The 15,807-nt window shown below is 64.6% G+C and carries 16 protein-coding genes; 10 read left to right on the top strand and 6 right to left on the bottom strand.

What is annotated here, in order from left to right; translation table 11 throughout:
• Nucleotides 1-77: 77 nt before the first annotated feature.
• From QA649_RS30890 to QA649_RS30860, 7 genes are all read left to right on the top strand, one after another.
• The gene (locus QA649_RS30890) at nt 78-935 is read left to right on the top strand and encodes a LysR family transcriptional regulator (protein WP_283020513.1); all 858 of its coding nucleotides are present in this window, start codon (nt 78-80) and stop codon (nt 933-935) included.
• Between the two features lie 45 nt (nt 936-980).
• Complete coding sequence (locus tag QA649_RS30885; RefSeq protein WP_283020512.1) at nt 981-1,781, top strand: NYN domain-containing protein; 801 nt, start codon at nt 981-983, stop codon at nt 1,779-1,781.
• A gap of 85 nt (nt 1,782-1,866) precedes the next feature.
• Nucleotides 1,867-3,669 (top strand): adenine deaminase C-terminal domain-containing protein, encoded by a 1,803-nt coding sequence (locus QA649_RS30880; RefSeq protein ID WP_283020511.1) that lies wholly within the window; start codon nt 1,867-1,869, stop codon nt 3,667-3,669.
• Nucleotides 3,670-3,824: 155 nt separating this feature from the next.
• Nucleotides 3,825-5,609 (top strand): glyoxylate carboligase, encoded by a 1,785-nt coding sequence (gcl, locus tag QA649_RS30875; protein ID WP_283020510.1) that lies wholly within the window; start codon nt 3,825-3,827, stop codon nt 5,607-5,609.
• 11 nt (nt 5,610-5,620) lie between these two features.
• On the top strand, nt 5,621-6,406 hold the full coding sequence (gene hyi / locus QA649_RS30870) for a hydroxypyruvate isomerase (protein ID WP_283020509.1): 786 nt from the start codon (nt 5,621-5,623) through the stop codon (nt 6,404-6,406).
• 112 nt (nt 6,407-6,518) lie between these two features.
• Nucleotides 6,519-7,406 (top strand): 2-hydroxy-3-oxopropionate reductase, encoded by an 888-nt coding sequence (locus QA649_RS30865; RefSeq protein ID WP_283020508.1) that lies wholly within the window; start codon nt 6,519-6,521, stop codon nt 7,404-7,406.
• Between the two features lie 116 nt (nt 7,407-7,522).
• Nucleotides 7,523-7,906 (top strand): DUF1236 domain-containing protein, encoded by a 384-nt coding sequence (locus QA649_RS30860; RefSeq protein ID WP_026312767.1) that lies wholly within the window; start codon nt 7,523-7,525, stop codon nt 7,904-7,906.
• Nucleotides 7,907-7,963: 57 nt separating this feature from the next.
• On the opposite strand, the gene QA649_RS30855 is transcribed toward QA649_RS30860, so the two are convergent.
• From QA649_RS30855 to QA649_RS30845, 3 genes are all read right to left on the bottom strand, one after another.
• A complete protein-coding gene (locus QA649_RS30855) occupies nt 7,964-8,326 on the bottom strand; it encodes a VanZ family protein (RefSeq protein ID WP_283020507.1) in 363 nt (120 codons plus the stop codon).
• A 77-nt stretch (nt 8,327-8,403) separates the two neighbouring features.
• On the bottom strand, nt 8,404-9,000 hold the full coding sequence (locus tag QA649_RS30850) for a thiamine pyrophosphate-dependent enzyme (RefSeq protein WP_283020506.1): 597 nt from the start codon (nt 8,998-9,000) through the stop codon (nt 8,404-8,406).
• Between the two features lie 8 nt (nt 9,001-9,008).
• A complete protein-coding gene (locus QA649_RS30845) occupies nt 9,009-9,554 on the bottom strand; it encodes a thiamine pyrophosphate-binding protein (protein ID WP_283020505.1) in 546 nt (181 codons plus the stop codon).
• Between the two features lie 242 nt (nt 9,555-9,796).
• Between QA649_RS30845 and QA649_RS30840 the strand changes: the two genes are divergently transcribed.
• Both QA649_RS30840 and QA649_RS30835 read left to right on the top strand, forming a co-directional pair.
• Nucleotides 9,797-10,846 (top strand): hydroxyacid dehydrogenase, encoded by a 1,050-nt coding sequence (locus QA649_RS30840; RefSeq protein WP_283020504.1) that lies wholly within the window; start codon nt 9,797-9,799, stop codon nt 10,844-10,846.
• Nucleotides 10,847-10,964: 118 nt separating this feature from the next.
• Nucleotides 10,965-11,405: a flagellar basal body protein gene (locus QA649_RS30835; RefSeq protein ID WP_283020503.1), complete on the top strand. Its 441-nt coding sequence runs from the start codon at nt 10,965-10,967 to the stop codon at nt 11,403-11,405.
• Between the two features lie 75 nt (nt 11,406-11,480).
• Here the strand turns inward: QA649_RS30835 and QA649_RS30830 are convergent, their stop codons facing one another.
• Entirely contained in the window at nt 11,481-12,422 is a 942-nt protein-coding gene (locus QA649_RS30830) for a dehydrogenase (RefSeq protein ID WP_283020502.1), read from the bottom strand.
• A 165-nt stretch (nt 12,423-12,587) separates the two neighbouring features.
• Here QA649_RS30830 and QA649_RS30825 point away from each other — a divergent pair, with 165 nt between their 5' ends.
• Nucleotides 12,588-12,800, top strand: coding sequence for a hypothetical protein (locus QA649_RS30825; RefSeq protein ID WP_283020501.1), 213 nt, complete (start codon nt 12,588-12,590; stop codon nt 12,798-12,800).
• A 3-nt stretch (nt 12,801-12,803) separates the two neighbouring features.
• On the opposite strand, the gene QA649_RS30820 is transcribed toward QA649_RS30825, so the two are convergent.
• Nucleotides 12,804-13,379, bottom strand: coding sequence for a GNAT family N-acetyltransferase (locus QA649_RS30820; RefSeq protein WP_283020500.1), 576 nt, complete (start codon nt 13,377-13,379; stop codon nt 12,804-12,806).
• Nucleotides 13,380-13,385: 6 nt separating this feature from the next.
• The gene (locus QA649_RS30815) at nt 13,386-15,743 is read right to left on the bottom strand and encodes an Orn/Lys/Arg decarboxylase N-terminal domain-containing protein (protein WP_283020499.1); all 2,358 of its coding nucleotides are present in this window, start codon (nt 15,741-15,743) and stop codon (nt 13,386-13,388) included.
• Nucleotides 15,744-15,807 lie beyond the last annotated feature (64 nt).

Genomic DNA, 15,807 nt, shown 5'->3' with positions numbered 1-15,807 from the left:
CTAGCCGGCTTGTCATCAATAGAAAAACTAATTATTCAAATGGAAGCTATTGGTATTCTTAATTGCAGGAATCTCCGATGGACGACATCGACGTCAGCTTGCTGCGCTCCTTCGTGGCGGTGGCCGAGACCGGTCGCATGACAACGGCCGCAAAGGTCGTGAACCGGAGCCAGGGCGCGGTCAGCCAGCAGATCAAGCGTCTGGAAGATCTGTTCCGTACGCCGCTGTTCGAACGCCACGCCGCCGCCGTGCGGCTGACCCGCAGCGGCGAGCGATTGATGGTTGCCGCCCATCGCATCATCGCGCTGAACGACGAGGTGATGAGCCAGATGCTGGCGGTCGAATTTGCAGGTGAGGTGCGGCTCGGCGTCCCCCATGACGTGGTCGGCATGCTGATGCCGCCGATCCTGCGATTGTTTCGGCAGGATCATCCGAACGTACTGGTCACGCTGGCCAGCGATACCAGCCGCGCCCTGAAGCGCGGCCTCGTCGAGGGCAACGTCGACCTGACGCTGCTCACCGAGCCGCAGCCCGGCGAGGGCGACCGGCTGCTGTTGTCGGACAGGCTGGTCTGGGTTGGCGCCAAGGGTGGCGATGCCCACAAGCGCGATCCATTGCCGATCGCGCTCGGGCAAGAGGACTGTGGTTTTCGCGCTGCAGCGGTGCAAGCCCTGACCAACGCTAAGGTCGAATGGCGGGCGATCTGTCAGGTGGGCAGCCTGGAGCCGGTCTTTGCCACGCTCGAGGCCGACATGGCGATCGCGCCGTTCCTGTCGAGGACGGTCCCCGACCGCCTTGCCGTGTTGACCGGACCCCATTTGCCAAAACTGCCAAGGCAGTTTGTCAACCTGAGGCTTCCTTCGACGCGCGTCAGCGCGCTTACGAAAGAGTTCGCGCGCTATATTCGCGAGGGCTTTCACAAGCGTCACGGCTGAATTGGCGCTATCGTCCGATCTCGAATCCATCCCGTGGGGAACGTCATGCCGTCGGAAATTCGCTCGCCCCGTCTCGCTGTCCTGATCGATGCGGATAATGCCTCCGCAAAAATCGCGGATGGGCTGTTCGAGGAGATTGCCAAGATCGGCGAGGCCAGCGTTCGTCGCATTTACGGCGATTTCTCCAACGCTCGGTCCAGGGGATGGGCTGATATCCTGTCGAAGCATGCGATCATCCCGCAGCAGCAGTTCGCCTACACGACGGGAAAGAATGCATCGGACATAACTCTGGTCATTGACGCAATGGACCTGCTTCACAGCGGCCGGTTCGATGGCTTTTGCTTGGTGTCATCCGATAGCGACTTTACCCGTCTCGCCGCCCGCATCCGGGAGCAGGGCGTCGATGTCTTTGGGTTCGGCGAGCAGAAGACACCGGAAAGCTTCAGGCAGGCTTGCCGAAGGTTCGTCTATACTGAGAACCTGCTCGCGGGCACCGCGACCACCCAGGATGCCCCCTCGAGATCTGCGCCGCTTCAGCCGCCCGATGCGGCCACGCCGATTATCAAGAAGGTTATCACCCAGATGGAAAGCGAGGACGGTTGGGTCGCGCTCCGTGAACTCGGGCAGCGGCTTGCCAACCTGGCTTCCGATTTCGATCCAAGAACGTTCGGTTTTCGCAAACTGAGCGACCTTGTCCGAAAGACGAATTCGTTCGAGATCGATGAGACAAACGGCCGGTCGGTGCGGATCAGGGTCAAGGCCGCTGCCGCGCCACCATCGACAGCACAGAAGTCGCGCAGACGTCCAAGGTCGAGGGCGGCAAGCGGTTCGGCGCCTAAGGCGTAAGCAGGGCCTGCCGTTATATTTGAGTTTGCCCGGTCTGGCGCAGGGCGTAACTATCGCCCGGCCGTAACGCCAAGCGAGGGTTCCCATGACCAACCTCACCCGTTTCTCCGTCGCGCCGCTGCACAGCATGACGCGGCGCCTCGCCGACGTCGCCTCGGCGCGCGTCGTGCCTGATCTCGTCATATCGGGCGCGCGGGTGCTCTCGACCTATTCTGAGCGTATCCATCCGGGGCGGGAGGTCTGGATCACAGGCGGCCGCATCGCGGCGGTGAAGCCGGCGGGCGCGGCCAGGAAAGCCTGGAGCGAGGTTCTGCTTTACGACGCGGCAGGCGGCATCATCGCGCCCGGCCTTGTCGATCCGCACATCCACATCGAATCCTCGATGGTGACGGCCTGCGCCTATGCCGAGGCCGCGCTGCTCAACGGCACCACGACGATCTTCTGCGACAGCCACGAGATCGGCAACGTCATGGACGTCGCCGGTGTCGAGGCAATGCTGGAGGACGCGCGCGAGGCGCCGCTCTCGATCTTCCTGACGGTGCCGAGCACCGTGCCGGCGACGTCGGCTGCGCTGGAGACGGCGGGCGGCGATCTCACGCCCGACAAGATCGCCGGCCTGTTCGACCGCTGGCCCGAAGCCGTCGCGCTCGGCGAAAAGATGGACTTTGTGCCTGTTACAATGGGCGACGAGCGCAGCCACGCGATCCTCGCGGCCGCCTTGAAGCGGGGACGTCCGGTGTCCGGCCATGTCTACGGTCGTGAATTCGTCGCGGCCTATGCGGCATCCGGCGTCACCGACACCCATGAGGCGATCGACCGCGACATCGCCGACGATCTGCTCGATGCCGGCGTCTGGGTGTTTTTGCGCGGGGGACCGCCGACCACGCCCTGGCATTCCCTGCCGCAGGCGATCCGGACGATCACGGAACTCGGGGCCTCGCACAAGCGCACCGCCGTCTGCACCGACGATCGCGACGCCGACGATCTGCTTCTGTTTGGCCTCGACTGGGTGGTGCGCGAAGCCGTGAAGGCGGGGATGTCGCCGGAGCAGGCCTGGTCGATGGGCTCGCTGCATGGCGCCACGCGCTTCGGCATGGAGGGCGACATTGGCGGCCTCGGCGGCGGCCGCCGCGCCGATCTCGTGCTGATGGACGATCAGCTCAAGCCGCAATGCACCTGGTATGGCGGCGAGCTCGTGGTCGAGCACGGCAAGATCACGCCGCGTCTCGATCAGGCGCTGTCGCAGCGCTACCAATATCCGAAGGCGGCCTATGCGACCGTGAAGCTCCCTGAGAAGATGAAGCTCACGCCGGAGCTGCCCGCGAAGGCCTGCACCGTCAACGCCATCAAGACCGCGCTGCCCGGCATCACCTTGATCCACGAGAAGGTGGCGATCGAACCGGCCAAGGACTGGCCGTCGCTGTTCGCGCGTTACGGCCTGTGCTTCGTCACGGTGGTCGAGCGCCACGGCAAGTCGGCCGGCAATGTCGCCTATGGCCTGCTCAAGGATTTCGGCCTGAAGCGCGGCGCGGTGGCTTCCAGCGTCGGCCACGACAGCCACAATATCATCGTCGCCGGCACTAACGAGGCCGACATGCAGATCGCCATTGCAGCGATTAGGGAGCAGCAGGGCGGCGTCTGCGTCGTCGCCGACGGCAAGGTGAGGGCGCTGGTTCCGCTGCCGATCGCGGGGCTCCTGTCCGACAAGCGCGTCACGGAAGTTGCCGAGGAGGTCAAGGCGCTCAAGAAGGAATGGGCCGAGGCCGGCTGCACCATCCCCTACATGGGCTTCAATTTGATTCCGCTATCGGTCATTCCGGAAATTCGCATCACCGACAAGGGCCTCGTGCTGGTGCCGCAGATGGAGCTGGCGCCGCTGTTCGAGTGAAGCGACTTTCATGGATATCTTGATCTAACTGATTGAGACCACCCACGATTTTTCCACTGCTGCCGCATCGTGGAAAATAAAATCGATCTCGTTGAGATCAAAGCGCCTGCCATCGATGATCTCGCTCGCTGACTTAAACCTGAGCGAGGTCCGATATGGCGAAGATGCGAGCTGTCGATGCGGCCGTGCGTATCCTGGAGAAGGAGGGCATCTCGACTGCCTTCGGCGTTCCCGGAGCTGCGATCAATCCGCTTTACTCGGCGCTGAAGAAGCGCGGCTCGATCCGCCACATCCTGGCGCGGCATGTCGAGGGCGCCTCGCACATGGCGGAGGGCTACACCCGGGCCAAGGCCGGCAATATCGGCGTCTGCATCGGTACCTCCGGGCCGGCCGGAACCGACATGATCACCGGGCTCTATTCGGCGATCGCCGATTCCATTCCGATCCTCTGCATCACCGGCCAGGCGCCGCGGGCTCGCCTTTACAAGGAAGACTTCCAGGCCGTCGACATCGAGTCGATCGCCAAGCCCGTGACCAAATGGGCGGTGACGGTGCGCGAGCCGGCGCTGGTGCCGCGCGTGTTCAGCCAGGCCTTTCACATCATGCGTTCCGGACGGCCGGGACCGGTGCTGATCGACATGCCGCTCGACGTGCAGCTCGCCGAGATCGAGTTCGATGACGAGACCTATGAGCCGCTGCCGGTCTACAAGCCCGCCGCGACCCGCAAGCAGGTCGAGAAGGCCCTGGAGATGCTCAACACTGCCGAGCGGCCGCTGATCGTCGCGGGTGGCGGCATCATCAACGCCGACGCCTCGGACCTGCTGGTCGAGTTCGCCGAGATCGCCAACGTGCCCGTCGTGCCGACGCTGATGGGGTGGGGCGCGATCCCCGACGATCACGTGCTGATGGCCGGCATGGTCGGCCTCCAGACCAGCCACCGCTACGGCAACGCCACGCTGCTCGAATCCGACTTCGTGCTCGGCATCGGCAACCGGTGGGCCAACCGTCACACCGGTTCGGTCGAGACCTACACCAAGGGCCGCAAGTTCGTTCACGTCGACATCGAGCCGACCCAGATCGGGCGCGTGTTCAATCCCGATCTCGGGATCGTCTCGGACGCCAAGTCGGCGCTCGAGCTGTTCGTTGCCGTCGCCAGGGAGTGGCGGCGGTCAGGCAGGCTTCGCGAGCGCCAGGCGTGGCCCGCTGCCTGCCGCGATCGCAAGAAGACGATGCTGCGCAAGAGCCATTTCGACAACGTTCCGATCAAGCCGCAACGCGTCTATGAGGAGATGAACAAGGCGTTCGGCCGCGACACCACCTATGTCACCGTGATCGGCCTGTCGCAAATCGCCGGCGCGCAGTTCCTCGGCGTCTACAAGCCGCGCAACTGGATCAACGCCGGGCAGGCGGGCCCGCTCGGCTGGACGCTGCCGGCGGCGCTCGGTGTGCGCGCGGCGTGCCCGGACCGCGAGATCGTCGCGCTGTCGGGCGATTACGACTTCCAGTTCCTGATCGAGGAGCTCGCGGTCGGCGCGCAGTTCAATCTGCCCTACATCCACGTCGTTGTGAACAATTCCTATCTCGGCCTGATCCGCCAGGCCCAGCGCGGCTTCGACATGGACTACCACGTCCAGCTCTCCTTCGAGAACATCAACGCGCCCGAGATCGGCGTCTACGGCGTCGACCATGTCACGGTGGCCGAGGGCCTCGGCTGCAAGGCGATCCGCGTCACCGACCCGAAGGACACGCAGGCCGCATTCGCCACCGCGCGCGAATTGATGGCCAAGCACCGCGTGCCCGTGGTGGTCGAGTTCATCCTCGAGCGCGTCACCAACATCGCGATGGGCACGGAGATCGACAACATCGTCGAGTTCGAGGAGGTGCTGGATCTGCCGCTCGACGAGGTCGGCACCACGCGCGTGCTGCAGCCGGCGGAATAAAGGAGAGCATCATGCCGAAATTTGCCGCCAACCTCACCATGCTCTTCAACGAGATGCCGTTCCTCGACCGCTTTGCCGCGGCGAAAGCGGCGGGCTTTGCCGGGATCGAATATCTCTTCCCCTATGATTTCGACAAGGCGCAGCTGCGCGAGCAGCTGGAGGCCCATGGCCTGACGCAGGTGCTGCATAATCTTCCGGCCGGCAACTGGGCCGGGGGCGAGCGCGGCATCGCGATCCTGCCCGACCGCACCGCCGAATTCCGCGACGGCGTCTTCCGCGCCATCGATTATGCCAAGGCGCTCGATTGCGACCAGCTCAATTGCCTTGTCGGCATCGCGCCTTCTGACGCCGATCCGCGCGAGCTTCAGGAGACGCTGGTCGGAAACCTGCGCTTCGCCGCCTCGACGCTGGCGCGGGAGAACATCAAGCTGCTGGTCGAGCCGATCAACACGCTCGACATTCCCGGCTTCTATCTCAACGGTACCGAGCAGGCGGTGCAACTGATCTCCGAGGTGCGCTCGAACAACCTCTTCATCCAGTACGACATCTATCACATGCAGATCATGGAGGGCGATCTCGCCCGCACCATGCAGGAATATCTGCCGCAGATCGCCCACATCCAGCTCGCCGACAATCCCGGCCGCCACGAGCCCGGCACCGGCGAGATCAACTATCCTTTCCTGTTCCGCCATCTCGACGCGATCGGCTATCGCGGCTGGATCGGCTGCGAATACAAGCCGCGCACCACGACGCTGGAAGGCCTCTCCTGGCACGCGGCACAGACTTTCGAGACGTGAGATTTGGGGCCAGATGCGGCCGCGATGACGGTGCGCTCCCTCTCCCGCAAGCGGGGGAGGTGCAGCGAGCGCGCGGATGAATTTTGCTACTCCAACTGTGAGACATCAAACCATGATCGACATCGGCTTCATCGGACTTGGCACCATGGGACGGCCGATGGCCGGCCACCTCCTGGCTGCGGGCCATCGCGTGTTCCTGCGTGACGTCGCGCCGGTCGCGGCTGAGCTGATCTCTGCGGGCGGCATCGCCTGCAAATCGGCCAAGGAGGTGGCAGAGCAGGCGGACGCCGTCATCATCATGGTGCCGGATACGCCGCATGTGGAGGCGGTGCTGTTCGGCAAGGACGGCGTCGCGAGCGGCATCTCCAAGGGCAAGATCGTCGTCGATATGAGCTCGATCTCGCCGCTGGCGACGAAGGAATTTGCGAAGAAGATCGAGGCGCTCGGCGCCGACTATCTCGACGCACCTGTCTCGGGCGGCGAGGTCGGGGCGAAAGCTGCGAGCCTCACCATCATGGTCGGCGGTCCCGAGCGGGCCTTTGGCACCATGAAGCCGATCTTCGACAAGATGGGCAAGAACGTCACGCATGTCGGCGCCAATGGCGACGGCCAGACCACGAAGGTCGCCAACCAGATCATCGTCGCGCTGACCATCGAGGCCGTGAGCGAAGCGTTGCTGTTCGCGTCCAAAGCCGGTGCGAACCCCGCGCTGGTGCGCAAGGCGCTGATGGGCGGCTTTGCCTCGTCGCGGATTCTCGAGGTGCATGGCGAGCGCATGGTGAAGCGCAATTTCGATCCGGGCTTCCGCATCGAGCTGCATCAGAAGGATCTGAACCTCGCGCTCGAAGGCGCGCGCGCCCTCGGCCTTTCGTTGCCAAGTACGGCGGTGGCGCAGCAATTGTTCTCGTCCTGCACCGCGCATGGCGGCAAGGCCTGGGATCATTCCGCGATGGTGCGGGCGCTGGAACTGATGGCAGGCCACGAGATCGCAGCTAGCTGAACTGTTACGCGGTAACAGTCTCCAGACATGTGATGCATCTTTCGTCGCAGGGGAACCGGAACATGATCCGACCCCGCGGGTTGAAGATCCACAACAATCACTGGAGGCGTAAGGATATGAAAACCCGTCTTGCGATTACGTTGGCTGCCGCGTCGCTGCTGGCCTCGAGCGCAGCCTTTGCCCAGTCGACCACCGAACAGGGCGCTCGGGACGGCGCGCGCGCGGGTGGGGACATTGGCGGACCGGTCGGCGCGATGGTCGGCGGCACCGTCGGTGCAGCCGTCGGCGCGGGCCTCGAAATTCCGAATGCGGTGCTCGGCGGAATCCCGCGTAGTGACTCCGTCGTGATTCACGAGCGCGTCGTCGTCGGTGAGCCGCTGCCCCCGACCGTGGTGCTGCGGCCCGTGCCGAACTACACCGAGTATCGCTATGCGGTCGTGAACGATCGCCGTGTGATCGTCGAGCCGCGTACGCGCCGCGTCGTCAAGATCATCGACTGATCGGCGTAGCGTCGCATTGTTGAGATCGGGCCCTGCGGAGCGTCGCTCCGCGGGGCCTCAGCTTGTCAGGGCCGAGCTTGCCCGAAACCGGGTCATGACCCAATCGCCGACGGCGGCGAGGGCAAAGCCGATGCAGGCGGTGCCGGCATCGACCAGAAAATCCGCCAGTCGCGCATGACGCCCCGGCGCCCAGAACTGCATCAGTTCGAGCAGGCCGATCAGGATCACCGCGACGGTCACCACGGCCAGGCGCCGCTGCCGGTAGGCGAGGCCGAAGGCCAGCCCGACTAGGATGAAGGCGAGCGCATGCTCGCCGTCCTGGCCGAGGTCGGAATGGGGCCGCAGGCCCGGAGGTCCGAGCGTTGCAAAGGTGACGGCGGCGGCGAGCAGCCAGGCAAAGAAACGAACAAAAATGGACATCCGGCGGCGATAGCACGGAATCGCGACGGCCTGTTGCGGTGCGAGGATCAGATCGCCGTGTAGTTAATGACCAAACGTTAAAGCGGCTCACGCACGCCGAGGCCGTGCATGAAGCGTTCCCGGATCTGCACGGGATCACGCCTTGTGGTGCCGACGCCCGGCTTGTCGTCGATACGGACTGCGATCAGGCTCGGCTCGGAGGCCGACATGGCCTCGTCGACCAGGCGCTCGAAATCCTCCTCGTCCGCGGCCCAGGAACTCCTGACGAGCCCCGACGCAGTGGCAATGCCGACGATGTCGGCGACGCTCGCTGCCGGCGTCGGCTGCGCGCCGGTGATCTGGTAGATGCCGTTGTCCATCACGATCATGATCAGGTTCTGCGGCTTCAGTGCCGCGATCGTCGAGAGCGCGCCGAGCTGCATCAAGAGCGAGCCGTCGCCTTCGAGCGCGAAGACGCGGCGCTCGGGCTGCGCCAATGCCACGCCGAGTGCGATCGGGAAGGCGAGACCCATGCTGCCCAGCATGTAGAAATTCTGCGGGCGGTGGCCGGCGGCCCAGAGGTCGAAATTGGTGTTGCCGATGCCGCCGATCACGGCTTCCTCGTGCTTGAGCTTTGCGATCAGGCGCGAGGTGATGTCGAAGCGGTTCATCACCTTGGTGTTGCGATTATCCATGGCCCGCCTCACTTGTCGAAGACCTTGCCGCCCGTGAGCAGCGGGTTGAGGATCAGGGCCACCGGCGCTTGCGTGGTGACGGCCTGCTTGATCGAGCGGTCGACGATGAATTCGAGCTCATCGAGCCGGGTGATGGTGTGGTGCTCCAGCGCCAGTGAATCCAGCACAGGGCGCATGGTGCGGCAGACCAGCGACTGGCCGTAGTTGAACTCGCCGAGCGTGCCGCGCTCGGAGACGAACATGATCAGCGGGATCTGGTAGGGCACGGCGAGCGAGGCCAGCACGTTGGCGAGCGTGGCAAAGCCGGAGGTCTGCATCAGCACCGCGCCGCGCCGTCCGCCCATCCAGGCGCCCGAGACGATGCCGACGGCCTCCTCCTCGCGGGCGGTGGCGAAGGTGGTGAAGAAGGGATCGGCGTGCAAATTCTTGATCAGCGGCGTCAGCACGCGGTCGGGCACGTAAGGGATCAGGCTGATCTCGTTCCGCTTCAGGGTCTGCAGGACGATGCCATGCCAGGTTATGTCGCTGGTCGCCTGCTGTTCCGCAATTGCCATTGCGTTCTCCCATCAGCCGCGCATGCTTCTTGGTTCTGGCCGTCGCGGCGGTCTGCCGAACTTGACGGAGCGGGCGGGATTGTCAACATGTCCGGGCCGGCACCGTGATCTGCGCCAGACGGCCTGCCGTGGCCGGCACCGCCATGGCATAAGCGGCTACAAGCAGAAAGCGGGAGGGGCACGGACGGGCGCGCATCGCGCTGACCTTGCGGATCTCCCACGAGAGAGCCGGAAGGGTCCTGATGTCCGTCAACAGCAAGCGCGTCGTCTACTCCAACTATTTGGCCAATCCGATCTATATCGACATCCTGAAGGCGCGGCCCGACGTCCGGCTCGATCGCATAGAGAACGGCAGCCCCGAAGATGTCTATGCGCCGCTCCTCGCCGCTACCCATGTCTACCAGATCGGCGCCGCGCGCGACGAGCTTGCCCCGCATTTCCATGTCGATGCCGCGTTCCTGAAGCGCACGCCGAATTTGCTGCTCGTCTCCAGCAACGGTGCCGGCTTCGACCCGGTCGATGTCGAGGCCTGCACGGCCGCCGGCGTCGTGGTCGTCAACCAGTCCGGCGGCAACGCCCATTCGGTCGCCGAGCATGCGCTGGCGATGATGCTGACGCTGTCCAAGCGCATCATCCAGTCCGACCGCCGCCTGCGCCGCGAGCGCGACGTCAACCGCAACGAGCTCGTCGGCAACGAGGTCGAGCACAAGACGGTCGGCATCATCGGCCTCGGCAATGTCGGCCGCCGCATCGCCGCGCTGTGCAAGGGCCTGCTCGGCATGAAGGTGCTGGCCTATGATCCGTATCTCACCGCCGAGGTGATGGCCGAGCGGGGCGGCGAGAAGGTCGAGCTCGACGAGCTCCTACGCCGCGCTGACTTCGTCTCGATCTCCTGTCCGCTGAACAAGGGCAGCCGCAACATGATCAGCACGCGCGAATTCGCGTTGATGCAGCCGCATGCGTACTTCATCACCACCGCGCGCGGCTTCATCCACGACGAGGACGCGCTGCTGCAGGCGCTGCGCGACAAGCGCATCGCCGGCGCCGGCCTCGACGTCTGGTCCAAGGAGCCGCCGCCGCCGGAGCATCCGCTGCTCCAGCTCGACAACGTGCTGGCGAGCCCGCACACCGCCGGCGTCACGATCGAGGCGCGCCAGAACATGGGCCGCATCGCCGCCGAGCAGGTGCTGGAGACGCTCGACGGCAAGCGCCCACCGCGCATCATCAATCCCGAGGTCTGGCCGGTCTATGCCGAGCGCTTCAAGCAGGCGTTTGGCGTGATGCCGGGGTAGGGGGCGCGCGAAGTCCAATCGCGTGCCGATCGTTGGTTACGAGGACGACAACAGAAAGCGGCGGATTTTACCGATGCCGTGAATGAACGCGTATGACTTGTCCTGTAGATCGGGGAGCATGAGCATACTTTCGATTGCGACATCCGGACTTTCTGCGGCGAGCCTGCGCGTGAACGTGGCCGCGAGCAACATCGCCAACATCAGCACGACCGGCCCGCTGCCGGCATCAGGTGGATCGAGCACATCGACCGGTGCGGGCATCGCTCCGACGTTTCCGGCCGCCTATGTGCCGCTGCGGGTCGATCAGGTCTCCCAATTGAGCGGTTCGACGCCGGGCGGGACCAGCGCGACCGTGTCGACGGTGTCGCCGAGCTATACCGTGCAATCCGACCCGAGCGCTCCCTTCGCAAACCAGGACGGCCTGGTCGCCGCGCCAAACGTCGATCTCGCCAGCGAATTCGTTGAGCTGGCGACCGCAAAGTACAGCTTCATTGCCAATGCGAAGGTGATTCAAGCCTACGCCGAGACCGAAGACACGCTCCTCGATATCAAGGCGTGATGGCTGATGCCGGCCCTGACTTGCCGGCATCCCGTTCGTTCGCCTCCACCGGCATAGCGCGCCGGGGGTAGGGCGCTACCCCAGCTTTGCGCCGAGCTGCTCGAACACGGCCTCGCAGGTCATGAGATCGAGATGACCGCCCCCCGCATTCTTGAAGAACGTGATGTCGGACGGTGACGTCCGCCCCTGCACCCGGCCACCGGCGAGATCGTAGAGGTCGCCGAGCACGTCGGCTTCGCTGATCGCGCCACTCGCGATCGGCTGCATGATGTCGCCGACGCCGTGGAAGGCGGATTCCCGCCGGTCCACGAAGACGCGCGACATCTTTGCCGCCTCGTCATCAGCCTCACGCGTTTGCGGCGTGTAGCCCCCGACGAGGTCCAGATGCGTGCCCGGCTGCAAATTGCGACCCTTGATCAGCGGCTGATGCGCGCGGGTGCAGGTGGTGATGACGTTGGCCTCGCGCGTCGCGGCGTCGATGTCCGTGACCGTTTCCACCTTGACGCCGTCCTTCGCCAAACGCTGAGCGAGATCCGCGGCCCGATCCAGGCTCCGATTCCAGATCAGCACGCGCTCGAGCGATGGCCGGACGGTACGATGCCCCCGGATCAGCCATTCGGACATCTCCCCGGCGCCGACGCAAAGCAGCGTCTCGGGATTGGGCGGAGCGAGCAGTTTCGTGCCCAGCGCGGAATCGGCTGCGGTGCGCCAGTGCGTGATCTCGGTGCCGTCCATCGCCGCCAGCGGCCGTCCGTTGGTGCCGTCGAACAGCACGCACACGGCCTGCACCGCCGGCATCTTGCCTTCGGCCAGATTGGCAGGGAAGCTGGTGAACATCTTGCTCGCCATGTAGCGGCCGGGATCGACGGCGCTGCGGATGACGTACTGCCCTTTCTCGTCGCCGAGGAAGGCGTCAAGCACCTCCATCTTCGGCCGGCGGTGCGCTTCTTCCAGCGCCGCAATGAGGATCGGAAAGGTCAGAACGTTCGTGACTTCGGTATCGGAGACAAAGTGCAAGGGGGAATTCCTCATGGGCGATCGGCACTTGCCCATAAACCCGCGCGGTGGGTTCCGCAACGAATCTTCCGCTCGGACGCGACAGCCCTTGATCCGCGTCAAAATCTCCTTCCCCCGTCCGGCCTAAATGGGATTAGAGTGCCGCCGGGGCAGCAGGGAGGTCCCATGACAACTTTTGTGGTCAAGTTCATGAAGGATGTGCTCGGCCAGTACGGCCGCGAGATCGAGGTCTGCCAAGGCACGCTCGAGATCGATGCCGCCGACGAGGACGAGGCCAGGGAACGTGCGAAAGTGAAGTTCTGCAAGGACCAGGCGTTGCATCATTGGTCGCTGCATGCCGATCGCATCCACGTCAGACCGGCTGACTTTCCCTCGTAAGGCCTAGCGCCCGGGCGCCGTGACCGGCGGGGGCGCCGTCGGCCCCGCGCCGAGCGAGCGTTGCACCATGACAGTATCGGACCAGCGGCCGTGGCGATAGGCAACGCCGCCGAGCAGGCCGGCGCGCGCGAAGCCGAACTTCTCGTGCAGCGCCAGCGAGGGGGCGTTGTCGGCATCGATATAGCCGATCAGTTGGCGAAAACCTGCCGCGGCACAGGCATCGATCATTGCCCCCAGCAAAAGCCGTCCCACACCACGGCCGAGATGTTCGTGGTGCACATAGATCGAGTGCTTGGCGGTGTAGCGATAGGCCGGGCGCTTGCGGAACAGCACGGCATAGGCATAGCCGACGACCTCGCCGCGCCAGGTTGCAACCAGATGCGGCAGGCGGGTCTGCTTCAGGTTCTTGCGCCGGTCGCGCAAATCGTCCGGTTCCGGCGCACCGGTTCCCTCGACGTCGCGGGGCACGCCAGTGCGGACGTGATGGCGGTAGATCGCCAGCATCGCCTCGACATCGCTCTCGCGTGACGGCCTGACCAGGACCGGTTCGTCACTGGTGCGCGCAGCTGCTTCGTTCATCGGCACCTACTCGGCAACGACGTAAGTATAGAGCCCGATGCGCCCCTGGGCATCGATCTCCTTGTAGACGCCCTGGATCTCGACGTCGAAGCCCGGGAACGTATTGAAACAGGTCTCGAACATTTTGAGGTAATCGATCATGGGCTTGGCCCGTTCCGTCAGCCGCTCGCCGGGCACGATGGTGGCGATGCCGGGCGGGTAGACCACGAAGGGCGTGGTGGCGATGCGGCCCGCGATCGCCTCGATCGGGAGGTAGTCGACGTCGTTCTTGAACAGATAGCGCGCGGCATCGCGTGGCGACATCGCGATCTCGGGCATGTGCTCGGGCATGAACTGCCGCGCCTGGAGCGCGCTGACATCGGCGGCGCGGAAGAAGCGGTGCATGTCGCCGCAGAGGTCGCGCAGGCGCACGCCGGCATAGCGCGCCTGCCGCCGCTGGTAGAATTCCGGAATCGCGTCGGCCAGCAGCGCATTGTCGTCATGCAGCCGCTTGAACGCGACGAGACCGGAGATCAGCGTGCCGGCCTTGCTCGCCTCGACGCCGGGGGTGAGGAGGAAGAGCATGGAGTTGAGATCGTTCTTCTCGGGCACGATGCGGTTCTCGCGCAGATATTGCGCGACGACTGGCGCTGGGATGCCATGCTCGGCATAGGCGCCGGTAGCGCGATCGAATCCGGGTGTGAGCAGCGTCAGCTTGTTCGGATCGGTCATGGCAAAGCCTTCCGCAAGATCGGGAAAGCCGTGCCAGTTGGTATCCGGAGAGAGCTGCCACAGCGCAGGATTGGTCGCGAGCTCGTCGGTGGAGAGCGTCTCCCAGGCGACGTTGTGGACCGCACCAGGGCGGCTGACATCGGGAATGGCGACGCGATCGGGAACGAAGGGCTCGAAGAACCAGCGGCGATCCGGATTTTGCTCCTTCTCCTCGAACTCCCGGCGCATCGCGCGGACCTTCTTGCGCAGCTCGATGCCGAGCCGGATCGTGTCGTCCCACAGCACTTCGCCGGAGCGCCCCTTCATCATCTGCGCGCCGACGTCGAGCGAGGCGAACAGCGGGTAGAAGGGGGAGGTCGAGGCGTGCTGCATGAAGCTCTCGTTGAAGCGGCGGTGCTCGACGCGCCGCTTCTGGCCGCGGATGTGGCGGTCCTTGATGTGGATCTGCGAGGCCTGCGAGAAGCTCGCGAGCTGCTTGTGGGTGGACTGCGTCGCGATGATGCCCGGTGCTTCAGGGGCCAGGTTTGCAAGGCCCATGGCGAAGCGGCCGGCATAGAGCGGGTGGAATTTCATGAAGCCGGCCCAGGCCTCGTCGAACAGGATGTAGTCGCAGAGATGGCCGATGCGCTTGATGATCATCTCGGCGCTGTGGATCGAGCCGTCATAGGTGCACTGCTCGACCACGGCGACGCGGAACGGCCGCTCCTTGCGCCAGGCATCGCGATCCTTCACGAGCGGATGGTTGCGGATCGCCTCGCGCAGGGTCTTCTCGTCGAGCATGTCCCAGCGCATCGGGCCGATCAGGCCCCAGGCGTTGCGGACGGTCGGGACGTAGACCGGAATGCCGCCATTGATCATCAGCGCGCCGTGATGGGCGGCCTTGTGGTTGTTGCGGTCGAACAGCACGAGGTCGCCGTCGGTGACGAGGGCGCCGAGCGCGACCTTGTTGGAGGTCGAGGTGCCGTTGAGCACGAAATAGGTCTTTTCCGCGCCGAAGATCGCCGCCGCCTCCTTCTGCGCCTTCAGCGCCGGGCCTTCATGGGTGAGGAGGTCGCCGAGGTCGAGCACGGAATTGTCGAGGTCGTCGCGGAACACGGATTCGCCGAGATGCTCGACGAACACGCGCCCGATCGGGCTGCGGTTGTAGAACACGCCGCCATTATGGCCCGGACAGGTCCAGAGCTGGTTGCCTTCCTCGGCATAGTCGACCAGCGCGCCGAAGAACGGCGTCTTCAGCGTCTCGGCATATTGCTTGAGACGGCTGATCAGGTTCTTGGCGATGAAGGGCGGCGTTTCTTCGGACAGGAAGACGTAGCCGTCGATGAAATCGAGCACCTCGACCGGCAGGTCCTCGAACCGCTTGCGCCGGATCAAGAGGATGATCGGGAAGTCGAGGCCGCGGCGCCGCATCAAATTGATCAGCGCCGAGGTCTTGCCCTCCAGGCCTTTCTTGCCCCAGTCCACCACCATGCAGCCGATCGCGGCGTCGGTCTGCACCGCCATCTCGGCATCCTCCAGCTTGCGGGCGCGGACGACCTCGAAGCCGGAGCGCTGGATCTCCTCGATGATCTGGTTGAAGCGGACGCCTTCGAGGTCGTCGGCGTCGAACATGGGGGCTGCGAACAGGAAGTTGAAGCGCTTGAAATAGTCCATTGTCGGTCCCGAATATGCTGAAGACACAGCTCTCGGCACATTCGATGACAGTTGGATGACAGAG

Source organism: Bradyrhizobium sp. CB1717 (assembly GCF_029714325.1).
Classification (GTDB): domain Bacteria; phylum Pseudomonadota; class Alphaproteobacteria; order Rhizobiales; family Xanthobacteraceae; genus Bradyrhizobium.
The sequence above is the reverse complement of the archived record's forward strand: the minus strand, read 5'-3'. Positions and strand labels throughout refer to the sequence as shown.

What these genes read in the sequence shown, in the direction of transcription:
- QA649_RS30890 (WP_283020513.1), top strand. Translation starts at nt 78, where the DNA reads ATGGACGACATCGACGTCAGCTTGCTGCGCTCCTTCGTGGCGGTGGCC.
- QA649_RS30885 (WP_283020512.1), top strand. Translation starts at nt 981, where the DNA reads ATGCCGTCGGAAATTCGCTCGCCCCGTCTCGCTGTCCTGATCGATGCG.
- QA649_RS30880 (WP_283020511.1), top strand. Translation starts at nt 1,867, where the DNA reads ATGACCAACCTCACCCGTTTCTCCGTCGCGCCGCTGCACAGCATGACG.
- gcl (WP_283020510.1), top strand. Translation starts at nt 3,825, where the DNA reads ATGGCGAAGATGCGAGCTGTCGATGCGGCCGTGCGTATCCTGGAGAAG.
- hyi (WP_283020509.1), top strand. Translation starts at nt 5,621, where the DNA reads ATGCCGAAATTTGCCGCCAACCTCACCATGCTCTTCAACGAGATGCCG.
- QA649_RS30865 (WP_283020508.1), top strand. Translation starts at nt 6,519, where the DNA reads ATGATCGACATCGGCTTCATCGGACTTGGCACCATGGGACGGCCGATG.
- QA649_RS30860 (WP_026312767.1), top strand. Translation starts at nt 7,523, where the DNA reads ATGAAAACCCGTCTTGCGATTACGTTGGCTGCCGCGTCGCTGCTGGCC.
- QA649_RS30855 (WP_283020507.1), bottom strand. Translation starts at nt 8,326, where the DNA reads ATGTCCATTTTTGTTCGTTTCTTTGCCTGGCTGCTCGCCGCCGCCGTC.
- QA649_RS30850 (WP_283020506.1), bottom strand. Translation starts at nt 9,000, where the DNA reads ATGGATAATCGCAACACCAAGGTGATGAACCGCTTCGACATCACCTCG.
- QA649_RS30845 (WP_283020505.1), bottom strand. Translation starts at nt 9,554, where the DNA reads ATGGCAATTGCGGAACAGCAGGCGACCAGCGACATAACCTGGCATGGC.
- QA649_RS30840 (WP_283020504.1), top strand. Translation starts at nt 9,797, where the DNA reads ATGTCCGTCAACAGCAAGCGCGTCGTCTACTCCAACTATTTGGCCAAT.
- QA649_RS30835 (WP_283020503.1), top strand. Translation starts at nt 10,965, where the DNA reads ATGAGCATACTTTCGATTGCGACATCCGGACTTTCTGCGGCGAGCCTG.
- QA649_RS30825 (WP_283020501.1), top strand. Translation starts at nt 12,588, where the DNA reads ATGACAACTTTTGTGGTCAAGTTCATGAAGGATGTGCTCGGCCAGTAC.
- QA649_RS30820 (WP_283020500.1), bottom strand. Translation starts at nt 13,379, where the DNA reads ATGAACGAAGCAGCTGCGCGCACCAGTGACGAACCGGTCCTGGTCAGG.
- QA649_RS30815 (WP_283020499.1), bottom strand. Translation starts at nt 15,743, where the DNA reads ATGGACTATTTCAAGCGCTTCAACTTCCTGTTCGCAGCCCCCATGTTC.